At 64.8% G+C, this 17,348-nt stretch carries 15 protein-coding genes; 7 read left to right on the plus strand and 8 right to left on the minus strand.

What is annotated here, in order from left to right; all coding sequences use genetic code 11:
• Position 1: 1 nt before the first annotated feature.
• Positions 2-1,702, plus strand: a complete 1,701-nt coding sequence (locus tag JHX87_RS06515; protein WP_271883346.1) for an ABC transporter ATP-binding protein — start codon at positions 2-4, stop codon at positions 1,700-1,702.
• Between the two features lie 48 nt (positions 1,703-1,750).
• Here JHX87_RS06515 and JHX87_RS06520 read toward each other — a convergent pair whose 3' ends face one another.
• The 3 genes from JHX87_RS06520 to JHX87_RS06530 are packed head-to-tail and all read right to left on the minus strand — an operon-like array spanning position 1,751 to position 4,846.
• Complete coding sequence (locus JHX87_RS06520; RefSeq protein ID WP_271883347.1) at positions 1,751-2,878, minus strand: acyl-CoA dehydrogenase family protein; 1,128 nt, start codon at positions 2,876-2,878, stop codon at positions 1,751-1,753.
• Positions 2,878-4,068, minus strand: a complete 1,191-nt coding sequence (locus tag JHX87_RS06525) for an acetyl-CoA C-acyltransferase (protein WP_271883348.1) — start codon at positions 4,066-4,068, stop codon at positions 2,878-2,880. The genes JHX87_RS06520 and JHX87_RS06525 overlap by 1 nt, the downstream gene beginning before the upstream one ends.
• Positions 4,069-4,078: 10 nt before the next feature.
• Positions 4,079-4,846: a 3-hydroxyacyl-CoA dehydrogenase gene (locus JHX87_RS06530; protein WP_271883349.1), complete on the minus strand. Its 768-nt coding sequence runs from the start codon at positions 4,844-4,846 to the stop codon at positions 4,079-4,081.
• A 157-nt stretch (positions 4,847-5,003) separates the two neighbouring features.
• Here JHX87_RS06530 and JHX87_RS06535 point away from each other — a divergent pair, with 157 nt between their 5' ends.
• Positions 5,004-6,041 carry an AraC family transcriptional regulator gene (locus JHX87_RS06535; protein ID WP_271883350.1) on the plus strand — a complete coding sequence of 346 codons (1,038 nt, stop codon included), beginning with the start codon at positions 5,004-5,006 and terminating at the stop codon, positions 6,039-6,041.
• On the opposite strand, the gene JHX87_RS06540 is transcribed toward JHX87_RS06535, so the two are convergent.
• Positions 5,994-6,455 carry an Lrp/AsnC family transcriptional regulator gene (locus tag JHX87_RS06540; RefSeq protein WP_271883351.1) on the minus strand — a complete coding sequence of 154 codons (462 nt, stop codon included), beginning with the start codon at positions 6,453-6,455 and terminating at the stop codon, positions 5,994-5,996. The two genes, JHX87_RS06535 and JHX87_RS06540, sit on opposite strands and share 48 nt — an antisense overlap.
• Before the next feature lie 125 nt (positions 6,456-6,580).
• Here JHX87_RS06540 and JHX87_RS06545 point away from each other — a divergent pair, with 125 nt between their 5' ends.
• The 5 genes from JHX87_RS06545 to lpdA are packed head-to-tail and all read left to right on the plus strand — an operon-like array spanning position 6,581 to position 12,525.
• On the plus strand, positions 6,581-7,642 hold the full coding sequence (locus tag JHX87_RS06545) for a Leu/Phe/Val dehydrogenase (RefSeq protein WP_271883352.1): 1,062 nt from the start codon (positions 6,581-6,583) through the stop codon (positions 7,640-7,642).
• Positions 7,639-8,871 carry a 3-methyl-2-oxobutanoate dehydrogenase (2-methylpropanoyl-transferring) subunit alpha gene (locus JHX87_RS06550; RefSeq protein WP_271883353.1) on the plus strand — a complete coding sequence of 411 codons (1,233 nt, stop codon included), beginning with the start codon at positions 7,639-7,641 and terminating at the stop codon, positions 8,869-8,871. The genes JHX87_RS06545 and JHX87_RS06550 overlap by 4 nt, the downstream gene beginning before the upstream one ends.
• A 1-nt stretch (position 8,872) precedes the next feature.
• Positions 8,873-9,886, plus strand: a complete 1,014-nt coding sequence (locus JHX87_RS06555; protein ID WP_271883354.1) for an alpha-ketoacid dehydrogenase subunit beta — start codon at positions 8,873-8,875, stop codon at positions 9,884-9,886.
• A gap of 1 nt (position 9,887) precedes the next feature.
• Positions 9,888-11,168: a dihydrolipoamide acetyltransferase family protein gene (locus tag JHX87_RS06560; protein ID WP_271883355.1), complete on the plus strand. Its 1,281-nt coding sequence runs from the start codon at positions 9,888-9,890 to the stop codon at positions 11,166-11,168.
• A gap of 1 nt (position 11,169) precedes the next feature.
• A complete protein-coding gene (gene lpdA, locus JHX87_RS06565; RefSeq protein WP_271883356.1) occupies positions 11,170-12,525 on the plus strand; it encodes a dihydrolipoyl dehydrogenase in 1,356 nt (451 codons plus the stop codon).
• Positions 12,526-12,581: 56 nt separating this feature from the next.
• On the opposite strand, the gene JHX87_RS06570 is transcribed toward lpdA, so the two are convergent.
• The 4 genes from JHX87_RS06570 to JHX87_RS06585 are packed head-to-tail and all read right to left on the minus strand — an operon-like array spanning position 12,582 to position 17,346.
• On the minus strand, positions 12,582-12,995 hold the full coding sequence (locus tag JHX87_RS06570) for a PaaI family thioesterase (protein ID WP_271883357.1): 414 nt from the start codon (positions 12,993-12,995) through the stop codon (positions 12,582-12,584).
• Complete coding sequence (locus tag JHX87_RS06575) at positions 12,995-14,071, minus strand: acyl-CoA dehydrogenase family protein (RefSeq protein ID WP_271883358.1); 1,077 nt, start codon at positions 14,069-14,071, stop codon at positions 12,995-12,997. Before JHX87_RS06575 ends, JHX87_RS06570 begins: the two co-directional genes overlap by 1 nt.
• Before the next feature lie 4 nt (positions 14,072-14,075).
• On the minus strand, positions 14,076-15,260 hold the full coding sequence (locus JHX87_RS06580) for an acyl-CoA dehydrogenase family protein (RefSeq protein ID WP_271883359.1): 1,185 nt from the start codon (positions 15,258-15,260) through the stop codon (positions 14,076-14,078).
• A 4-nt stretch (positions 15,261-15,264) separates the two neighbouring features.
• Complete coding sequence (locus JHX87_RS06585; protein WP_271883360.1) at positions 15,265-17,346, minus strand: 3-hydroxyacyl-CoA dehydrogenase NAD-binding domain-containing protein; 2,082 nt, start codon at positions 17,344-17,346, stop codon at positions 15,265-15,267.
• Positions 17,347-17,348: the final 2 nt, after the last annotated feature.

A 17,348-nucleotide genomic window follows, 5' to 3' on the forward strand; every position in this document is an offset into this window, starting at 1 on the left:
CATGCTGCGCGATTTCTTTTCCTATTATCGCCCCTTCATGGGTCTGTTCTGGCTGGATTTCGGCTGTGCGGTGCTGTCGGGCCTGCTGGAGCTGGCCTTTCCCGTCGCCATTACCGGCTTTATCGACCACCTTCTGCCACAGGGCGACTGGTCGCTGACCATCGCGGCGGCGGTGGGCCTTCTGGCGCTCTACGCCGTCAATGCGGGGCTGCTGACCGTGGTGATCTATTGGGGTCACAAGCTAGGCATCAATATCGAGACCGAGATGCGCGCCCGCGCCTTCGATCACCTGACCCGGCTGTCATGGCGCTGGTATGACCGCGCCCGCACCGGCAAGCTGGTCGCCCGCGTGACCCGCGATCTGGAAGAGATCGGAGAGGTCGCCCATCACGGCCCCGAGGACGCCTTTATCGCCATCATGACCTTTGTCGGGGCCTTTGCCCTGATGTTCTGGATCAATCCGCAACTGGCCGTCATCGTGGCGCTGATCGTGCCCGCAATGCTGGCCCTGGTGGTGTTTTACGGCGGCCGGATGACGCGCACATGGCAGGCCATCTATGCCCGCGTCGGCGATTTCAACGTGCGCCTGGAAGAGGCCCTTGGCGGCGTCCGCGTCGTGCAGGCCTTTGGCAATGAAAGCCATGAAACGCATCTGTTCGCGGGCGATAATGCCCGCTATCGGCAGGCGAAACTGGATGCCTATCGCGTCATGGCGGCCTCATCCGCGCTGCATTATATGGGGCTGCGGCTGGTGCAGGTGATCGTCATGGTCGTCGGCGCGGGCTTTGTGCTGTCGGGCGATCTGACGACGGGGGGCTTTGTCGGTTTCCTGCTGCTGGTCGGGGTGTTCTATCGCCCGCTGGAAAAGATCGCCGCCGTGATCGAGACCTATCCGCGCGGCATTGCGGGCTTTCGCCGCTATCAGGAATTGCTGGCCACCGATCCCGAGATCGCGGATGCCCCGGATGCGATCGACGCGCCCGCCCTGCGCGGCGATATCAGCTTTCGGGACGTGGGCTTCGCCTATGATCCCGACCGGCCGATCCTGCGCGGGATAGATCTGGAGATCCGCGCGGGCGAAACCGTGGCCTTTGTCGGTCATTCCGGCGCGGGCAAGACGACGCTGCTGGCCTTGCTGCCACGGTTCTACGAGGCGACGCAGGGACAGATCACCGTGGACGGGCTGCCGCTGTCCCAGATGCGGCTGAACAGCCTGCGTCGGCAGATCGGGCTGGTCAGTCAGGATGTCTTCCTGTTCGGCGGCACGCTGCGCGAGAATATCGCCTATGGCCGCCTTGGCGCCAGCGATGAGGAAATTCGTCAGGCCGCCGCGCAGGCGCAGCTGTCATCGCTGATCGCGACGCTGCCCGACGGGCTGGAGACCGTAGTGGGGGAACGTGGGGTGATGCTGTCGGGCGGCCAGAAACAGCGCGTGGCCATCGCCCGCGCCTTCCTGAAAAATCCGCCGATCCTGATCTTGGACGAGGCGACCAGCGCCCTGGACAGCCAGACCGAACGCGAGATCCAGACCGCGCTGGATGCGCTGGCCGTGGGGCGCACGACGCTGGTGATCGCGCATCGGCTTGGCACGATCCGGAATGCCGACCGGATCGTGGTCATGCAGGATGGCCAGATCGCCGAAATCGGCAGCCACGCGCAATTGCTGGCCCGCAAGGGCATCTATGCCGCGCTCGCGGCCTGACCCGCAAGCAACAGCCGCAGCCCGACCGGCTGCGGCCATCTCTGCGCCTTACAGGCTGCGCGCGATGACCAGCCGCTGCACCTCGCTGGTGCCCTCATAGATCTGCGCCACGCGCACATCGCGATAGATCCGCTCGACCGGGTAATCGCGCAGATAGCCATAGCCGCCATGGATCTGGATCGCATCAGAGCAGACCTTCTCGGCCATTTCCGACGCAACCAACTTCGCCATCGAAGCCTCGGTCAGGCAGGGCAGACCCGCCTCGCGCAGGGCGGCGGCATGCAGGACCATCTGCCGCGCGGTCTCGATCCGCGTCGCCATATCGGCCAGCAAGAAGGACACCGCCTGATGCTGTATGATCGGCTTGCCAAAGGTGATCCGCTCACGCGCATAGTCGCGGGCGTGGTCAAAGGCCGCCCGCGCCATGCCGACCGATTGCGCGGCAATGCCGATGCGCCCGCCTTCCAGATTGGCCAATGCGATCTTCAGCCCCTCGCCCTCGGCGCCCAGCAGGTTCTCGGCCGGGATGCGCATATCGGTAAAGGACAGCGCACAGGTATCGCTGCTGTTCAGCCCCAGCTTCTTTTCGACCGTCATGACCTCGTAACCGGGCGTGTCGGTGGGCACGATGAAGGCGCTGATGCCCTTCTTGCCGGCCTCGGGATCGGTCACGGCGAAGGTGATGACCAGCTTGCCATTCTTGCCCGAGGTGATGAACTGCTTCGACCCGTTCAGCACGTAATGATCGCCGTCGCGTACCGCCCGCGTCTTGATCGCCGCGGCATCCGACCCGGTCGAAGGCTCGGTCAGGGCGAAACCGCCGATCCATTCGCCCGAGGCCAGTTTCGGCAGGTATTTCTGCTTCTGCTCTTCGGTGCCGTATTTCACAATCGGCATGCAGCCGACCGAGCTGTGGACCGAAACGATGGTCGAACAGGGGCCATCGCCCGCCGCGATTTCCTCCAGCGCCAGCGCATAGGCGACCGTGCCCAGATCCGATCCGCCATATTCTTCGGGCACCAGCATGCCCAGAAAGCCCAGCTCGCCCATCTCGGTCAGTTCTTCGCGCGGAAAGCGGGCTTCGGCGTCACGTTCCGCCGCGCCGGGCGCCAGACGCTCTTGCGCGAAATCGCGCGCGGCGTCGCGGATCTGTTCCTGTATGTCGGTCAATATCATCAGTTGATCCTTTCGATTGCGACGGCGGTCGCCTCTCCGCCACCGATACAAAGCGAGGCGATGCCGCGATTCATGCCGTGGGTTTCCAGCGCGTTCAGCAGCGTGACCATGACCCGCGCGCCCGAAGCGCCGATGGGATGGCCAAGCGCGCAGGCGCCGCCGTGGATATTCACCTTGTCATGGGGCAGATCCAGATCGCGCATGGCGGCCATCGCCACGACGGCGAAGGCCTCATTGACCTCGAACAGATCCACATTCTTCAGATCCCAGCCGGTCTTTTCGGCCAGCTTGCGCATGGCACCGATGGGGGCGGTGGGGAACAGGTTCGGCTTGTCGGCATGGGTGGAATGACCGGTAATGACCGCGCGCGGGGTCAGGCCGCGACGCTCGGCCTCTGACAGGCGCATCATCACCAGCGCGGCCGCACCATCCGAAATCGACGAGGAGTTCGCCGCCGTCACCGTGCCGCCCTCACGAAAGGCGGGGCGCAGGGACGGGATCTTGTCCAGACGTGCCTTGCACGGCTGCTCGTCAATGCTGACCACGGCTTCGGACCGACCGGCCTTCACCGTGATCGGCGTCACCTCGGCCGCGAACAGCCCGTCTTCGATCGCCCGCTGCGCGCGTGTCAGCGAGGTGATGGCAAATTCGTCCTGCGCCTCGCGCGTGAACTTATAGGACTGGGCGCAGTCCTCGGCAAAGGTGCCCATCAGGCGGCCCTTGTCATAGGCATCCTCAAGCCCGTCCAGGAACATGTGGTCGATGACCTGCCCATGCCCCATGCGAAAGCCGCCCCGCGCCTTGGGCAGCAGATAGGGCGCGTTGGTCATGCTTTCCATCCCGCCCGCGACCATGACATCGGCCGTTTCGGCGCGCAGCAGGTCATGGGCCAGCATGGCGGCCTTCATGCCCGATCCGCACATCTTGTTGATGGTCGTGGCACCCGCGCCCAGCGGCAGGCCCGCCTTGATTGCGGCCTGACGGGCGGGTGCCTGCCCCTGCCCCGCAGGCAGGACGCAGCCCATGATGATTTCCTCGACCGCTTCGGGCACGATATTGGCGCCGTCCACGGCGGCGCGGATCGCGGCGGCGCCCAGATCGGCGGCCGTGGCGCCGGACAGATCGCCCTGAAACCCGCCCATGGGGGTGCGGGCGGCGCCGACGATGACGATGGGATCAGCAGATGACATGATATCCTCCTTATTTCGCGGCCATGCGCAGGGCGCCGTCCAGACGGATCACCTCGCCATTCAGCATCTGGTTTTCGGCAATATGGCGCACCAGCGCAGCATATTCCGCCGGATCGCCCAGACGCGAGGGGAAGGGCACGGCAGCGCCCAGCGAATCCTGCACCTCTTGCGGCAGGCCCTTCATCATCGGGGTGGCAAAAATGCCCGGCGCGATGGTCACGACACGGATCCCGTGCCGCGCCAGTTCGCGCGCGGCGGGCAAAGTCAGCGAGGCCACCGCCCCCTTGGACGAGGCATAGGCCGCCTGCCCGATCTGCCCGTCATAGGCCGCGATCGAGGCCGTGTTGACGATCACCCCACGCTCGCCCGAGGCACCGGGCTCATTCTTCTGCATCGCCTCGGCCGCAAGGCGCAGCATGTTGAACGTGCCGATCAGGTTGATCGACACGGCACGGGCAAAGCTGTCCAGCCGGTGCGGCCCGTCGCGGCCCAGGATCTTTTCGCCCGGCGCCACGCCCGCGCAATTGACCAGCACATCGATGCGGCCAAAGGCGTCCAGCGCCGCCGCAATCGCCGCCTGCCCTTGTTCGTCGCTGGTCACATCGGTCCGCTGAAAGATCGCCGCCGGGCCAAGTTCCGCCACCGCAGCCTGACCGGCCTCATCGTTCACATCCAGCAGCACGGCCTTGCCGCCGCCCTGAACCACCATCTGCGCCACCGCATGCCCAAGGCCAGAGCCTCCGCCGGTGATCAGGAAAACACGATCTTCGATCTGCATGGCTTTATCCTTTGACTGCTGCGCGGATGTGCGTCGGGCGCGGCGCTGCCCACGCCGGGCCTGACGTCATGATGCGCCGATTTTACCGCCTGAGATATTGCAAACAATGACATTGGATGCAGATATTGATGATCGGTTTTGCAATATTCGGATCAGCATGGAACGCGCCAATATCACGCCGGGATTTGTCCGCGACGCGCTGCGGATCGCCGCCGGTCAGGGCGTGGACACCGCTGCGCTGCTGGATACGGTCGGACTGCCGCAGCATATCGACCGGCCGGTGACCAATCGCGAATACGGGCGGCTGTGGTGGCAGATCGCCCGAGAGCTGCGCTGCGAATTCTTCGGTCTGGGGGAACGGGCGATGCGGCCGGGCAGCTTCGATCTGATGTGCCAGGCGATCCTGCCCTGCAGCAATCTGGAGCGCGCATTGCGCCGCGCGCTGCAATTTCTGAACGTGATCCTGGATCAGCCGCATGGCCGGTTGACGGTCGCGGATGGTCTGGCCGTGATCAGCCTGCGCGACACGGCGCAGCGCCCGGCCTTTGCCTATCGCGCCTATTGGCTGATCCTGATGGGCGTCGCCTGCTGGCTGATTGGCCGCAGGATCCCGCTGCAACGTCTGGACTTTGCCTGCCCCGCGCCCAAGGACCGGCAGGATTATCGCAGCTTTTTCGGCGCGCCGGTGCTGTTTGGTCAGGCGCAGACCGATCTGGTCTTCGATTCCTCTTACCTGTCGCTGCCGATTGTCCGCAGCGAAACGGCGCTGGACAGTTTCCTGCGCGGCGCGCCGGCCAATCTGCTGATCCGCTATCGCCATGATGACGACATCTCGGCCCGGATCCGGGCAAGGCTGGGCGCGGTTCCGCCCGCCGACTGGCCGGGCTTCGAAGATACCGCCGCGATGCTGCAACTTTCGCCCGCCACGCTGCGGCGGCGGCTGCGACGCGACGGGCAAAGCTTTGGCGCGATCAAGGACGAGTTACGCTCGGTTCTGGCGCAGCGGCTGTTGCAGCAGGACATGACCGTGGCCGAAGTCGCCACCGAGCTGGGCTATAGCGAACCCAGTGCCTTTCACCGTGCCTATGTCAAATGGACAGGGCAAAGCCCGGGCGCGTTCAAGCGCAGCAGCCAGGGTGGGGAACGGTCAGGGAATGCGCGATCTGTCGATGAATTTCCGCAGCGCAAAGCGTGAGCGGACGGCCCGGATCCCCTCCAGCTTCAGCAGCCGGGTCTGCAGGAAACGCTCGTAATCCTCAAGGCTTTCCACCGCGACCTCCAGCAGGAAATCCTGACTGCCGGTCATCAGCACCCCGGTCACCACCTCATTGAACCCGGCCACGGCGCGCTGGAACCGGCTCAGCTGATCGACCTGCTGACGCTCCAGCTCGACCGAGACGAAGACGGTGATGCCAAAGCCGCTGGCCACCGGATCGACGCGTGCGTGATAACCGGCGATGATCCCGCTTTCCTCCAGCCGGGCCAGCCGCCTTTTGCAGGGCGTGGCCGACAGACCCACCTGTTCCGCAAGGTCAGTCAGGCTGATCCGCCCGTCTTTCTGCACCGCCGCAAGAATCTTGCGGTCAACGGCATCTATAGTGATTTTCATATGACCTCCGCCATAAGCTGAGTGAATATCACCAAACTATCTGCCAAATCCAGCCCTCATCCCCCTGTTTCCACCACGGTCAAAGATATACGCTTAAGGAAACCCAGACATGTGGAATTTGCAGGATGACCTTGACCCTCACCGAAGAAACCCCGCCCGAAGGTTTTGAACGACTGGTGCGCGCCGAAGATGCCGATTCCGGCCTGCGCGCGCTGATCTGCATTCACTCGACAGCGCTTGGACCGGCGGCGGGTGGCTGCCGGATGTGGGACTATCCGGATTGGGACGCGGCGCGCCGCGACGTGCAGCGCCTGGCCGAGGGCATGACCTACAAGAACGCAATGGCCGATCTGGGCCTTGGCGGCGGCAAATCCGTCATTCTGGGCGATGCCCGCCGCGACAAGAACCCCGCCCTGTTCCGCGCCTTCGGGCAGGCGGTTCAGGCGCTGGAAGGACGCTATTACACCGCCGAGGATGTCGGCATCTCGCCCGCAGACATGGCGCAGGTCGCGGCCGAGACGCCCTATGCCGTCGGGCTTGAGGGCGGCCAATATGGCAGCGGCGATCCCTCGCCCTTCACCGCCGAGGGCGTGTTCCAATGCATGCGCGTCGGCGCGAAACATGTCTTTGGCAGCGACGATCTGACCGGGCGGCGGGTGCTGGTGCAGGGTCTGGGCCATGTCGGCATGTCGCTGGCCGAAAAACTGCACGCGGCGGGCGCGACCCTGATCGTCACCGATATCAACAAGGAGTCGACCGATCGCGCCGCCCGCGATCTGGACGCCACGGTCATCGCGCCCGATCAGGTCTTTGCGACGCAGATGGATATCTTTGCGCCCTGTGCCATGGGTGCCGTGCTGAATGATGACACCGTGCCCCTGCTCAGCGCCAAGCTGGTCTGCGGCGCGGCCAATAATCAGTTGGCCCATCCCGGCATCGCGGGGCTGCTGCGCGATCGCGGCATCCGCTATCTGCCCGACTACGTGGTCAATGCCGGCGGCATCATCAGCGTCGCGGGCGAGATCCACAAGGCCGGTCCCGGCTATCGCCGCGGCCGCCTGTCCGGCATTGCCGAGCGGATCGGCGCGATGCTGACCCGCGCCGAAGCCGAAAACCGCACCACGACCGAGATTGCCTCTGACATGGTCAAGGACATTCTGGCCACCGCCAAAAGGAGCGTCGCATGACGGATATTCCCCCGCTATCGCTGCATGTGCCCGAACCGGGCTGTCGTCCCGGCGACACCCCGGATTTTTCGGATTTCGTCATCCCGCGTGCGGGGGCCGTCACCCGGCCTCCGGTCGATGTCGATCCCGACAATATCCGCGATATGGCCTTTTCCATCATCCGCGTCCTGAACAAGGATGGCCAGGCCGTCGGTCCCTGGGCCGAGGGCCTGTCGCGGGAGGAATTGCTGCAGGGGTTGCGCCACATGATGCTGCTGCGCGCCTTTGACGCGCGGATGCTGACTGCGCAGCGTCAGGGCAAGACCAGCTTCTATATGCAGCATCTGGGGGAAGAGGCCGTCAGCTGCGCCTTTGCCATGGCGCTGGATCCGGGCGACATGAATTTCCCGACCTATCGTCAGGCCGGCCTGCTGATCGCGCGGGATTACCCGATGCAGACGATGATGAACCAGATCTATTCGAATGAGAAGGATCCCCTGCACGGGCGGCAATTGCCGATCATGTATTCCTCGAAAGAGCATGGGTTCTTCAGCATCTCGGGCAATCTGGGCACGCAATTCGTGCAGGCGGTTGGCTGGGCCATGGGGTCGGCCATCGCGGGCGATACGCGGATCGCGGCGGGCTGGATCGGCGATGGTTCGACCGCCGAAAGCGATTTCCACGCCGCGATGGTGTTTGCCTCGACCTACAAGGCGCCGGTGATCCTGAATATCGTCAACAATCAATGGGCCATCTCGACCTTTCAGGGCATCGCACGCGGCGGCGTCGGCACCTTTGCGGCGCGCGGCCATGGCTTTGGCATCGCCTCGGTCCGGGTGGATGGCAATGATTATCTGGCCGTGCATGCGGTGGCCAAATGGGCGGCAGAGCGCGCGCGGCGCGGTCATGGCCCGACCCTGATCGAATATGTCACCTATCGCGCGGGCGGCCATTCGACCAGCGACGACCCCTCGGCCTATCGCGCCGTCGATGAAAGCGCGGCCTGGCCCCTTGGCGATCCCATCGAGCGGCTGAAGCAGCATCTGATCAATATCGGCGCCTGGTCCGAGGAACGCCACGTTCAGGCCGAAGCCCAGATCAAGGATGAGGTCGTCGCCGCCCAGAAGGCGGCCGAGGCGAATGGCACCCTGGGTCAGGGCACCGCGCCCTCGGCCCGCGACATGTTCGAAGGCGTGTTTGAAACCATGCCCCCGCATCTGGTGCGGCAGCGGCAAGAGGCGGGGTACTGAGATGGCGCATATGACCATGATCGAGGCCCTGCGCGACGCCCATGACGTCGCCATGGCCAATGACGACCGCGTCGTCGTCTATGGCGAGGATGTCGGCTATTTCGGCGGCGTTTTTCGCGTCACCGCCGGGCTGCAGAAGAAATACGGCAAATCGCGCTGCTTTGACGCGCCGATCAACGAGGCCGGGATCGTCGGCACCGCCATCGGCATGGCCGCCTATGGCCTGCGCCCGGTGATCGAGATCCAGTTCGCCGATTACGTCTATCCCGGCATGGACCAGATCGTGTCCGAAGCCGCGCGCCTGCGCCACCGCTCGGCCGGGGATTTCACCTGCCCCATCGTGATCCGAATGCCAACGGGCGGCGGCATTTTCGGCGGCCAGACGCACAGCCAGTCGCCCGAAGCGTTTTTCACCCATTCCTCGGGGTTGAAAACGGTGGTGCCCTCGAACCCGCGCGACGCCAAGGGCCTGCTTCTGGCGGCCATCGCCGACCCGGATCCGGTGATCTTTCTGGAACCCAAGCGGCTTTATAACGGCCCCTTCGACGGCCATCACGACCGTCCCGTCACCAGTTGGAAGAAGCACCCACTGGGCGACGTGCCGGAAGGCAATGAGATCGTTCCGCTGGGCAAGGCGCGGGTGACGCGCGAAGGCAAGGATGTCACGGTGCTGGCCTATGGCACCATGGTATATGTGGCCGAAGCCGCCGCCGAGGAAACCGGCATCGACGCTGAAATCATCGATCTGCGCACCCTGCTGCCCATTGATCTGGACGCGATCACGACCTCGGTCGAGAAAACCGGCCGCTGCGTGATCGTGCATGAGGCGACCAAGACCTCGGGCTTCGGGGCGGAACTGTCGGCGCTGGTGCAGGAAAACTGCTTTTACAGTCTGGAAGCGCCGATCATCCGCGTGGCGGGATGGGATACCCCCTATCCGCACGCGCAGGAATGGGATTACTTCCCCGGCCCGGTCCGCGTCGGCGCCGCATTGAAAACTGTGATGGAGGGCTGAGATGGGTGTCTATTCGATCCGCCTGCCGGATATCGGCGAAGGCGTGGCCGAGGCCGAACTGACGGAATGGCATGTCAAACCCGGCGATGTGGTGCAGGAAGATGACGTGCTGGCCGCCGTGATGACGGATAAAGCCGCCATCGAGGTGCCCAGCTCTGTCAGCGGCACGGTTCTGGAACTGGGCGGCGAGATCGGCGACATGATCGCGGTCGGCGGCACCCTGATCAAGCTGGAGGTCGAGGGCGAGGGCAATGAAAGCGCCACTGCCGCGCCGCCGAAACCGGCCGAGGAGAAAGCTGCACCGGACGACAAGCTCGCAGCGGCGGAGAAACCCGCAGCAAAGCCAGCGCCGAAGCCGGCCGAGAAGCCCGCAGCCCGCGCCAAATCCGCACCGGTCGAACGCGCCAAGGGCACCCGCCCGCTGGCCGCCCCATCGGTGCGCGCCCGCGCCCGGGAAGAAGGCATCGACCTGCGCCATGTTCCGGGCACAGGCCCCTCGGGCCGGATCAGCCATGAAGATCTGGACAGCTTCATCGCCTCGGGCGGGATCCAGCAGGGCGGCGTGACGCGCGGCAAGAATACCGGGATCGAAGAAATCCGCGTCGTCGGCATGCGCCGCAAGATCGCCGAGAAGATGGCACTGTCGAAATCGCATATCCCGCATATCACCATCGTGGAAGAGGTCGATGTCTCTTCGCTTGAGGAATTGCGGGCGGCACTGAACAAGAAATACAAGGATCAGCGCCCCAAGCTGACGATCCTGCCCTTCCTGATGCGCGCCATTGTCGAGGCTGTGCGCGAACAGCCCGATCTGAATGCGCGCTATGACGATGAGGCCGGGGTGATCCAGCGTTACGGCGGCGTCCATATCGGCATCGCGACCCAGACCCCGGCGGGGCTGAACGTGCCGGTGGTCCATCACGCGGAATCGGGCAGCCTGTGGGACAATGCCGAACAGGTCGCGGCCCTGGCCGAGGCGGCGCGCGAAGGCTCGATCTCGCGCGATGCGCTGGCGGGCGGGACGATCACCATCACCTCGCTTGGTCCCCTGGGCGCCATCGCCACGACACCGATCATCAACTACCCCGAGGTGGCGATTGTCGGCGTCAACAAGATGGCGGTGCGGCCGGTCTGGGACGGCCAGCAATTCCAGCCGCGCAAGATGATGAACCTGTCCTGTTCCTTTGATCATCGCGTGATCGACGGCTGGGATGCGGCGGTGTTCGTGCAGAAACTGAAAACCCTGCTGGAAACTCCGGCAATGCTGTTCGTCGAGGGCTGACATGACTGATCTAAGCTGCAAGCTACTGGTGATCGGGGCGGGTCCGGGCGGCTATGTCTGCGGCATCCGCGCGGGCCAGCTGGGCGTCGATACCGTGGTCGTCGATGCGCAACCGCCCGGCGGCACCTGTCTGAACGTGGGCTGCATCCCGTCCAAGGCGCTGATCCACGCCGCCGATGAATTCCACAAGATCGCCCATGCGCCGGAAGGTCCGCTGGGCATCACGGTCGCGCGGCCCAGCATCGACCTGGCCCAGACCGTCGCCTGGAAGGATGGCATTGTCGGCCGGCTGAACAGCGGTGTCACCGGGCTGCTGAAAAAGGCGGGCAGCCGCTTCGTCAGGGGCCATGCCGAATTCATCGACGGCAAGACCGTGAAGGTCACCGATGGCGATGAGGTGCGGCGCATCCGGGCGGAACACATCGTCATCGCCTCGGGCTCTGCCCCGGTGGAACTGCCCTTCCTGCCCTTTGGCGGCGCGATCATCTCCTCGACCGAGGCGCTGTCGCTGACCCAGGTGCCAGAGCGGCTGGCCGTGGTCGGTGGCGGCTATATCGGGCTGGAAATCGGCACCGCCTTTGCCAAGCTGGGCAGCCAGGTCACCGTGGTCGAGGCCGAAAGCCGCATCCTGCCACAATATGACGCGGCGCTGACCAAACCGGTCATGGCGCGGCTGAAAGCGCTGGGGATCGAGGTCAAGACGGGCGTCAAGGCACAGGGTTATGCCGATGGCGCCCTGCAGACCGATGCGGGCGAAATTCCCGCCGACAAGGTGCTGGTCACCGTCGGTCGCCGTCCGCGCACTGCGGGGATCCGGCTTGAGGAATTGGCCCTGACCATGAACGGCCCCTTCATCAAGATCAACGGCACCTGCCAGACCTCGATGCGCGGCGTCTATGCGATTGGCGATGTGACGGGCGAGCCGATGCTGGCCCACCGCGCCATGGCCCAGGGCGAGATGGTGGCCGAACATATCGCGGGCCGCAATGTCAGCTGGGACAAGATCGCCATTCCTGCGGTCTGCTTCACCGATCCCGAAATCGTCACCTGCGGCGCGGCACCCGGTGGCGATGGTACCAAAAGCTCGGAATTTCCGTTCCAGGCCAATGGCCGCGCCATGACGACCGAGCGTGAGGACGGCTTTGTCCGCGTGGTCTGGCGCGAAGCGGATCATGCCGTGCTGGGCATTCAGGCGGTCGGCGCGGGCGTCTCGGAACTGTCGGCGGCCTTTTCGCTGGCAGTCGAAATGGGCGCGACGCTGGAAGATATCGCCGCCACGATCCATGCGCATCCGACCCAGTCGGAAGGTCTGCAAGAGGCCGCGCTGCGCGGGCTGGGCCACGCGCTGCATATCTGACAAAGGCCCCCGGCTTTCCGCATGAAAGCCGGGGCGATTGCCCCGACCTTTGGGCGTCAGCGTTTCTGGATGATCCGGAATGTCGCGCTGCCGGTCGCCAGCAGGCGGCCGGTCTCGTCACGCAATTCGGCCTCGGCGAATTTCAGGCTTTTGCCGCCGCCGGTGACGCGGCCTGTCGCGGTGACGCGCCCCGATCCGGCCCCGGCAATGAAATTCACCGACAGCGAGACCGTCACCGCCCCCGCATCGGTATTGCCGATGGCATTGCGGATCGCGACCCCGCAGCCATTGTCCAGCAGCATCGAGACAAAGCCGCCATGCAGCAGGCCCAGCCGGTTCAGATGCTGGGGCCCGATCTCCAGCGAACAGGAACCGCCGCCGTCCAGCGAGGACCGATAGCCCACCAATTCGCGCGCGCCGGACATATCGATGGGCAGCAAGGCCTCGCCACGGCCTTCGGGCCGGTCCATTACGCCGCCACCCGTTTCGCAGCGATCATGCGCAACACATGATCGTTGCGGTCGCCAAGCTGGTGGTCGATCATCACCAGCCGCTTGGCATAATGCGATCCGGGATATTCCCAGGTCATGCCGATGCCGCCATGCATCTGCACCGCCTCTTCGGCGACATGGGTTGCCGCGCGCCCAATCAGGTTCTTGGCCATCGAGGTGCTGCGCGCCTGATCCGCCGACCCGAAATCGGCCACCGCGCGGATGGTGATCGAGCGGGCCTGCTCCAGCTCGACCAGCATATCGACGATGCGATGTTGCAGGGCCTGAAAACTGGCCAGAGGGCGACCGAACTGCATGCGCTGTTTCAGGTAGTCGACCGTCATGTCGATGATCCGGGCCATGGCGCCGACCGCTTCGGCGCAAAGTGCGATCCGGCCCAGATCCAGCGCGTCCTCGATCTGCGCGGCGCAATCGGGCGACAGGCATTCGGCGGGCAGATCGTCCATGACCAGATCGGCGATCCCGCCGCCATCGACCATCGATGCGGCGATCAGATCGGGCGTTTCGACCAGAAACAGACCCAGACCCTGATCCGTGCGCGCCACAACCAGCAAATGATCGGCACCCGGCCCGCCATAGATCGCGGATTTGCGCCCCGACAGCCGCCAGCCGTCACCATCGCGCCGGGCCTTGGCCTCGATATGGGTCAGATCGCAGGCGACATTGGGTTCGTAGACGGCCAGCGCCACGCGTTTTTCGCCGCCGATCACCGCCGCGACCAGATCCTCGCGCCCATTATCTGCCAACAGCCGCAGGCCCAGCAATGCGCCCAGAACCGGCTCGGCGCACAGCCCCCGTCCCAGTTCCTCGAAGATGACCGAGACATCCTCGGCGCCGCCGCCAAAGCCGCCCTGCTCTTCCGGCAGAAAGGCCCCGATGACCCCCAGTTCGGCCAGCCCGGCCCAGGTCTTTTCTGAATGGTAGGGCGCGGCGTAGGCATCGCTGTTGCGGGTCTCGATCAGGTAATTGTCGGACAGATAGCGGCGCAATGTATCGGCCAGCATCTGATGGTCTTCGGACAGGTTGAAATCCATGGCCTCACCCCCGGAACAGTTCTTTGGCAACGATGTTGCGCTGAATTTCGTTCGAGCCGCCATAGATCGACAGCTTGCGATTGTTGAAATAGACCGGCGCGGCGCGCGCGGCATCGGCCGGGACGGCCAGTTCGTTTTCCGACAGATCATCGGCCATCGGCGCCGCCAGCGGACCAAGAGCCGAGCGATAAAGGTCCTGAATCGCCTGCCGCACCTGCGTGCCCTTCAGCTTCAGCATCGAGCTTTCGACGCCGCTGGCCGCGCCGTCCCGCGCATTGGCCAGCATGCGCAGATTGGTGATGCTCATGGCTTCCAGATCGGCCTCGATCTCGGCCGCGCGGGCGGCATAGACCGGGTTTTCGGCAATCGGACGCCCGTCGCGCGTCACCTGTTCGGACAGCTTGCGATAGCGGGCCAGATCGCGGGCGGAAAAGCCCACGCCCGCGATATTCGTGCGCTCATGCGTCAGCAGATATTTGGCGATGGTCCAGCCCTGATTTTCCTGCCCCACCAGATTTTCCACCGGGACGCGGGCATCGGTGAAAAACACCTCATTCACCTCATGCCTGCCTTCGATCAGGCGGATCGGGCGCATCTCGACCCCGGGCGTGTCCAGATCGATCAGCAGAAAGCTGATCCCCTCTTGCGGCTTGCCCTCGGTCGAGGTTCTGACCAGACAGAAGATCTTGTCGGCATGCTGGCCCAGCGTGGTCCAGGTCTTCTGACCATTCACCACATAGGCATCGCCATCACGCACCGCGCGCGTCTTGAGACTGGCCAGATCCGATCCGGCACCGGGTTCGGAATAGCCCTGACACCACCAGTCGCTGCCATCCAGAATGCGCGGCAGATAGGTCCGCTTCTGTTCCTCACTGCCGAATTTCAGCAGCACCGGACCCAGCATATGCAGACCAAAGGGAAGCAGGCGCGGCGCGCTGGCCATGGCGCATTCTTCCGAAAAGATGTGGCGTTGCACGGCGGTCCAGCCGGGGCCGCCATATTCTTCGGGCCAGGATGCAGCCAGCCAGCCCCGCTTGTGCAGGATCGCCTGCCAGTGCAGGATTTCGTCCTTGGTCAGTTCCCTGCCCGCGCTGACTTTCTCGGCCAGTTCGCGGGGCAGGTTATCGCGAATGAAGCTGCGCACCTCGTCGCGGAAGGCGCGTTCCTCATCGGTGAATTCCAGATCCATCGGCTTACTCCTTGTTCAAATCGGCGAAGCTGCGGCCGCTTTCGGCCAGTTCGCGCAGCAGGGTCGGCACCTGCCAGTAATGCGGGTCTTCGGTGGAATAGTTTTCAATGCGCCGGATCAGATCGCGGGCACCGATCCGGTCGGCGTAATTCAGCGGCCCGCCCAGATGACGCGGGAAGCCGTAACCGAACAGGAACACCGCATCGACATCGATGGGGCGCAGGGCGATGCCCTCTTCCACCACCCGCGCGGCTTCGGAAATCATCGCGGTCATATAGCGCGCCACGATCTCTTCATCGCTGAAATCGCGCGGAGTGACGCCTGCGCGCTGGCGCTCGGCCTCGACGATCTGCTGAGCCCCGGGATTGGGTGTACGGGCCTTGGGATCGTCATAGAGGTAATAGCCCTGCCCGGTCTTGCGCCCGAACCAGCCCCGCTCGCAAATCCGATCCGCGATTTCGACATAGCGTTCCGTCGCAGGGCGCGTCGGCGCCTTGCGCTTGCGCGTGGCCCAGCCGATATCCAGCCCGGCCAGATCGCCGACGGCAAAGGGACCCATGGCAAAGCCGAAATCCTCCAGCGCGCGGTCGATCTGCTGATAGGATACGCCGTCTTCCAGCATGTAATCCGCGACCTTGCGGTAATGGGCCAGGATGCGATTGCCGATGAAGCCGTCGCAGACCCCGGACCGCACCGCGACCTTTTTCATCCGCCCCGCCAGATCAAAGGCCGTGGCCACCACATCGGCTGCGGTCTGATCGGCCACGACCACCTCCAGCAGCCGCATCACATGGGCGGGCGAGAAGAAATGCAGCCCGATCACGTCCTGCGGCCGCGATGTCGCCGCCGCAATCCTGTTCACGTCGAGATAAGAGGTATTGGTGGCAAGGATCGCGCCGGATTTGCAGATCCCGTCCAGCTTGCCAAAGATCTGTGTCTTGACCTCCAGATCCTCGAAGACCGCTTCTATGACCAGATCCACATCCGACAGGCTGGCCAGATCGGTTGCGACAGTCAGCCCGCGGGCCAGATCGTCGCGTTTCGCCGCATCCATCTTGCCGCGCTTGACCGCGCCGTCGAGGTTCTTCATCACGCCGACCCGCGCCTTGTCAGCCTGTTCGGCGGACATTTCGATCAGCGTCACCGGGATGCCTGCCGTGATCAGCGCGGTGGCGATGCCCACGCCCATCGTGCCACCACCGATCACGCCCGCGCTGTCGATCCGGCGCGGCGTGGCATCGGATTCGGGGATGTGGCGGACGGCGCGCTCGGCGGTGAAGGCATGGATCAGGCCCTGTCGGTCGGGGCTGTCCATCAGGTCCATGAAAGCCGCCCTCTCGCCCGGCAAGCCCTCGGAGATCGGCTTTTCGGCCAGCGCGATCGCCTCAACCGCCTTGATGGGCGCTTGCAAGGCAGGGCGGCGGTTCTGCAACCGGCTGATGGCCTGATCCAGCACATCCCGGTCCAGCGTCACCGAAATTCCGCCCGTCGGTCGCGTCGGCAGGCTGCCATCCAGTACCGCCTGCGCGGCGGCCCGTGCGGCCTCTTGCGGGGTTCCCTGTCCCATGTCATCGGCAAGGCCCAGTTCCAGCGCCTCATCCGCCGGAACCTGTCGCCCGGTGCTGATGATCTCGATCGCCTTTTCCAGCGGCACCAGACGAGGCAGCCGCTGCGTGCCGCCCGCGCCGGGCAAAAGGCCCAGCGTCACCTCGGGCAGGCCCAGCCGCGCGCCGGGCAGAACCACCCGCGCATGGGCCGCCAGCGCCAGTTCCAGCCCGCCGCCCAGCGTGGTGCCATGCATCACCGCCACAACCGGGGTGTCGCTGCCCTCGATCTGGTCCAGCACATCGGGCAGGCGCGGCGGAACCGGCGGCTTGCCGAATTCGCGGATATCGGCGCCTGCCGACAGCGCCCGGCCCTCGCCATAAAGGGCGATCACCTTGACCGAGGGGTCGGCGTCCAGATCGCGGATCGCGTCGGACAGGCCCTGCCGCAGCGCCGCGCCAAGCGCGTTGACCGGGGGGTTGTTCAGCCCGATCAGGGCCACCGGCCCTTCCTGCGTGATGTTCAGTACATCATCCGTCATGC

The sequence above is a fragment of the Paracoccus fistulariae genome, assembly GCF_028553785.1.
GTDB lineage: Bacteria > Pseudomonadota > Alphaproteobacteria > Rhodobacterales > Rhodobacteraceae > Paracoccus > Paracoccus fistulariae.

What these genes read in the sequence shown, in the direction of transcription:
- JHX87_RS06545 (WP_271883352.1), top strand. Translation starts at nt 6,581, where the DNA reads ATGACCTTGACCCTCACCGAAGAAACCCCGCCCGAAGGTTTTGAACGA.
- JHX87_RS06535 (WP_271883350.1), top strand. Translation starts at nt 5,004, where the DNA reads ATGGAACGCGCCAATATCACGCCGGGATTTGTCCGCGACGCGCTGCGG.
- JHX87_RS06585 (WP_271883360.1), bottom strand. Translation starts at nt 17,346, where the DNA reads ATGACGGATGATGTACTGAACATCACGCAGGAAGGGCCGGTGGCCCTG.
- JHX87_RS06580 (WP_271883359.1), bottom strand. Translation starts at nt 15,260, where the DNA reads ATGGATCTGGAATTCACCGATGAGGAACGCGCCTTCCGCGACGAGGTG.
- JHX87_RS06570 (WP_271883357.1), bottom strand. Translation starts at nt 12,995, where the DNA reads ATGGACCGGCCCGAAGGCCGTGGCGAGGCCTTGCTGCCCATCGATATG.
- JHX87_RS06540 (WP_271883351.1), bottom strand. Translation starts at nt 6,455, where the DNA reads ATGAAAATCACTATAGATGCCGTTGACCGCAAGATTCTTGCGGCGGTG.
- JHX87_RS06530 (WP_271883349.1), bottom strand. Translation starts at nt 4,846, where the DNA reads ATGCAGATCGAAGATCGTGTTTTCCTGATCACCGGCGGAGGCTCTGGC.
- JHX87_RS06550 (WP_271883353.1), top strand. Translation starts at nt 7,639, where the DNA reads ATGACGGATATTCCCCCGCTATCGCTGCATGTGCCCGAACCGGGCTGT.
- JHX87_RS06525 (WP_271883348.1), bottom strand. Translation starts at nt 4,068, where the DNA reads ATGTCATCTGCTGATCCCATCGTCATCGTCGGCGCCGCCCGCACCCCC.
- JHX87_RS06555 (WP_271883354.1), top strand. Translation starts at nt 8,873, where the DNA reads ATGGCGCATATGACCATGATCGAGGCCCTGCGCGACGCCCATGACGTC.
- JHX87_RS06560 (WP_271883355.1), top strand. Translation starts at nt 9,888, where the DNA reads ATGGGTGTCTATTCGATCCGCCTGCCGGATATCGGCGAAGGCGTGGCC.
- JHX87_RS06520 (WP_271883347.1), bottom strand. Translation starts at nt 2,878, where the DNA reads ATGATATTGACCGACATACAGGAACAGATCCGCGACGCCGCGCGCGAT.
- JHX87_RS06575 (WP_271883358.1), bottom strand. Translation starts at nt 14,071, where the DNA reads ATGGATTTCAACCTGTCCGAAGACCATCAGATGCTGGCCGATACATTG.
- JHX87_RS06515 (WP_271883346.1), top strand. Translation starts at nt 2, where the DNA reads ATGCTGCGCGATTTCTTTTCCTATTATCGCCCCTTCATGGGTCTGTTC.
- lpdA (WP_271883356.1), top strand. Translation starts at nt 11,170, where the DNA reads ATGACTGATCTAAGCTGCAAGCTACTGGTGATCGGGGCGGGTCCGGGC.